We start from the raw sequence: 3,808 nt of genomic DNA on the forward strand, positions 1-3,808 counted from the left end.
TCTACGTCTGGGATTTCGCCGACCGGTTCAAGGCCGACGTGATCGACGACTTCGTGTCCTCCTATTCCCGCGGCGAGACCCCGAACCCATGTGTGCGCTGCAACGAGCGGATCAAGTTCTCGGCGCTGGCGGCCCGGGCGCTGGCGCTGGGCTTCGATGCGGTGGCCACCGGCCACTACGCCCGGCTGGCCGACGGCCGGCTGCGCCGGGCGGTCGACGCCGACAAGGATCAGTCCTATGTGCTGGCGGTGCTGACCGCCGGGCAGCTGCGGCACGCGATGTTCCCGATCGGCGACACCGCCAAGCCGGCGATCCGCGAGGAGGCCGCGCGTCGGGGCCTGGCGGTCGCCGAGAAGCCCGACAGCCACGACATCTGCTTCATACCGTCCGGCGACACCCGGGCGTTCCTGGGCGCCCGCATCGGCCTGCGGCCGGGCGCGGTGGTCGACGCCGGCGGGGCGGTGCTGGCCCGCCACGACGGGGTGTACGGCTTCACCATCGGCCAGCGCAAGGGCCTGGGTATCCCCGGCCCCGGCCCGGACGGCTCTGCGCGCTACGTCACCGGCATCGACGCGGAGTCGGGAACCGTTCGGGTCGGCGCGGCGGCGGATCTGGACGTGTGGACGCTGACCGGCGACCGACCCGTCTTCACCTCGGGCGCCGTCCCCGACGGCCCGGTCGAGTGCGAGGTCCAGGTTCGCGCCCACGGCGGGGTGGCCCCCGGGGTCGCCGAGGTCGCCGACGGCCGGCTCGCCGTGGCGCTGCGCCACCCGCTGCGCGGCGTCGCGCCGGGCCAGACCATGGTGCTCTACCGGCCCGACCCGGACGGCGACGAGGTCCTCGGCAGCGCGACGCTGCGCTGAGCTACTTGTTCAACGGCTCGGCGACGAGGGTGTCAGACACCTGGATCAACGGCTGCATGTTCACCTTGATCCCGCCGCTGAACGGAACATCAAGGCTGAGAACCAACGTCATCGCGATCGCGGACACCAACGCCCAGCCCAACATCAGGTAGGGCCGGTACACCTCGGCGGCCGTGGCTCCCATGGCCAGCGCCAAAAGCGCACCCGAGGTGAGCAGCAGCCCGAACATCAGCGGCGGCAGGGAGCGCTGCGCGACCGCGGAGACCTTGGCTTGCGCGCCGGTCAGCCCGGCGGCGGACGTCGTCATCGCGTACGCCTCCGGGGCGGTCGTCTGGGTGCCGTAGGCGACGTTGTGCACGCTGTGCTGGAGAACGTCGAACGCCCGGGCGGAGGGCAATGCGGTGGTGTTCCCCTCGGCCAGGAACGGCGGGTCCTGTTCGACGGCCGCGGCGAGATAGCGGTCGAGGTTGCCGATCACCTGCGCGGCCCCGGCGTGGTCGGAGATCGACTTCGTCGCCCAGGCAAGCTGCTGAGCCGACGTCGCCTGGGCGTCGACGGCCTCCTGCCCGGCGCTCATCCCCGACCACGTCATCGTCGCGGCGAACCCGATGAGGAACGCGAACGTCGCCCCGATCGGGCCGAGGGTCTTGCCGGCGTACTCGCACAGGTCGTCGCGGTGCGGTATCGATCGCACCCGGCGCACCGAGTACCGCGACAGCACGCTCAGCGCTGCGAAGAACAGGAACCAGGACAGGATCAGTACCCACCAAGGCGACTCGCCGAGCAGTCTGAGCATGGAAGCCTCCCGGTGTCGTGTCGGGTCGATCGACTCTAAGCCCCGCGCGCACGCGCCGCCTCGATGTCCACTACGTTGCCCTGGTGAACTAGCGTTGCCCCGGTGAACTAGGTTGCCCCGGTGAACGTTTTCGCGGCCGCCACCGGGATCGGTTCCTGGCCGGGCACCTCGCCCCGGCAGGCCGCCGAGGTCATCGTCGGGGAGTTGCATCAACTGCCCTACCTTCCCGAACTGCCGGCCCGCGGCGTCGGGGCGGACATGATCGGCCGGGCCGGGGCGCTGCTGGTCGACATCGCCGTCGACGTCGTGCCCCGCGGATACCGGATCGCGGCGCGGCCCGGTTCGGTGAGCCGCCGCGCGCTGAGCCTTCTGGGCGAGGACGTCGACGCCCTGGAGGAGGCCTGGGAGAGGACCGGGGGAGCCCGGGCGGGCCGCTCGGTCAAGGTCCAGGCCCCGGGACCGATCACGCTGGCCGCCCAACTGGAACTGGCCAACGGCCACCGTGCCATCACCGACCCGGGGGCGGTGCGCGACCTGGCCGAATCGCTGGTCGAGGGAATGGCAGTGCATCGCGCCGACGTGGCCCGCCGGCTGGCCGCCCCCGTCGTCGTACAGTTCGACGAACCGCTGCTGCCCGCCGCGCTGGCCGGCCGGCTGACCGGTGTGACCGCGCTGTCCCCGGTGCACCCGGTCGACGAGGCGGTGGCGATCAGCCTGCTCGACCGGTGCGCCGCCACGGCGGGCGGTGCGGTGCTGCTGCACTGCTGCGCCGCCGACCTCCCCTGGAAAGTGTTGCAGCGCAGCCTGATCCAGGCCGTCTCGGTCGACGTTTCCGTTCTGGGAGCCGAAGGACTCGACGGGCTGGGGGAGTTCGTCGACTCCGGTCGCAGCGCGGTGTTGGGTCTGGTGGCCGCCGTCGCACCTGAGCGGCGGCCGTCGGCCGAGGAACCGGCCGCCGCGGCGGCGGCGGTCACCGACCGACTCGGCTTCCCGCGGAAGGTGCTGGGTGAGCGGATCGGCATCAGCCCGGCCTGCGGGCTGGCCGGCGCGACCGAGGCCTGGGCCCGCCACGCCACCGGGCTGACCCAGCGCGCCGCCGCGGCGATCGCCGAGGACCCCGCGGCCATCTAGGGCCCGCATCGAGTGCAGCACCGCGCAGACGAAGTGCGAGTAGCACTCTTTCGATGGTCACCGGGCGCCACGCTGCACTCGATGCGCTGGACTAACCTTCGAGGGTGCCCGCCGAACCCGATCCCCTCGACGCCGAGGTCCGGCGCCGTTGGCAGGAACTGGCCGACGAGGTGCGTGAGCATCAGTTCAGGTACTACGTCAAGGACGCGCCGATCGTCTCCGACGCCGAGTTCGACAAGATGTTCAACGAACTGGTCGCCCTCGAGCAGCGCTATCCCGAACTGCGGGTGCCGGATTCGCCGACCCAACTGGTCGGCGGGGCCGGTTTCGCCACCGAGTTCACCCCCGCCGAGCATCTCGAACGCATGCTCAGCCTCGACGACGTCTTCGACGCCGAGGAACTGACGGCCTGGTCGGTCCGGGTGGAGAACGAGATCGGCCCCGACCCGCACTACCTGTGCGAACTCAAGGTCGACGGCGTCGCGATCGCCCTGGTGTACCGCGACGGAAAGCTGGAGCGTGCGGCCACCCGCGGTGACGGCCGGGTCGGCGAGGACGTCACCCTCAACGCCCGCACCATCGGCGATGTGCCGGAAAACCTCACGCAATCAAGCGAATTCCCGGTGCCGGCGGTCCTGGAAGTGCGCGGCGAGGTGTTCTTCATGCTCGCCGATTTCCAGAACCTCAACGCCAGCCTGGTCGAGGACGGCAAGGCGCCGTTCGCCAACCCCCGCAACAGCGCCGCCGGATCGCTGCGGCAGAAGAACCCGGGGGTCACCGCACGCCGGCCGCTGCGGATGATCTGCCACGGCCTGGGCTTCGCGGAGTTCGCGGGGGGCTTCCGTCCGGCCACCCTGCACGAGGCCTTCGCCGCGATGAGGGCGTGGGGGTTGCCGGTCTCCGACCACACCACCCGGGTCCGGGGTCTGGCCGCGGTCCGCGAACGCATCGACTACTGGGGCGAACGCCGCCACCAGATCGAGCACGAGATCGACGGTGTGGTGGTCAAACTCGACGA

The 3,808-nt window shown here is 71.3% G+C and carries 4 protein-coding genes; 3 read left to right on the forward strand and 1 reads right to left on the reverse strand.

The window, feature by feature from the left end:
• A partial coding sequence (mnmA, locus tag ADBZ5U_RS14940; protein WP_526811496.1) for a tRNA 2-thiouridine(34) synthase MnmA occupies positions 1-863 on the forward strand: 863 nt, incomplete at its 5' end.
• Position 864: 1 nt separating this feature from the next.
• Here the strand turns inward: mnmA and ADBZ5U_RS14945 are convergent.
• Entirely contained in the window at positions 865-1,659 is a 795-nt protein-coding gene (locus ADBZ5U_RS14945; protein ID WP_526811498.1) for a bestrophin-like domain, read from the reverse strand.
• Between the two features lie 120 nt (positions 1,660-1,779).
• On the opposite strand from ADBZ5U_RS14945, the gene ADBZ5U_RS14950 reads away from it, so the two are divergent.
• Positions 1,780-2,790 (forward strand): uroporphyrinogen decarboxylase/cobalamine-independent methonine synthase family protein, encoded by a 1,011-nt coding sequence (locus tag ADBZ5U_RS14950; RefSeq protein WP_526811500.1) that lies wholly within the window; start codon positions 1,780-1,782, stop codon positions 2,788-2,790.
• 104 nt (positions 2,791-2,894) lie between these two features.
• Positions 2,895-3,808, forward strand: a 914-nt coding sequence (locus ADBZ5U_RS14955) for a DNA ligase LigA-related protein (RefSeq protein ID WP_526811502.1), incomplete at its 3' end; no start/stop codon positions are given.

The organism is Mycobacterium sp., assembly GCF_040398885.1.
Classification (GTDB): domain Bacteria; phylum Actinomycetota; class Actinomycetes; order Mycobacteriales; family Mycobacteriaceae; genus Mycobacterium.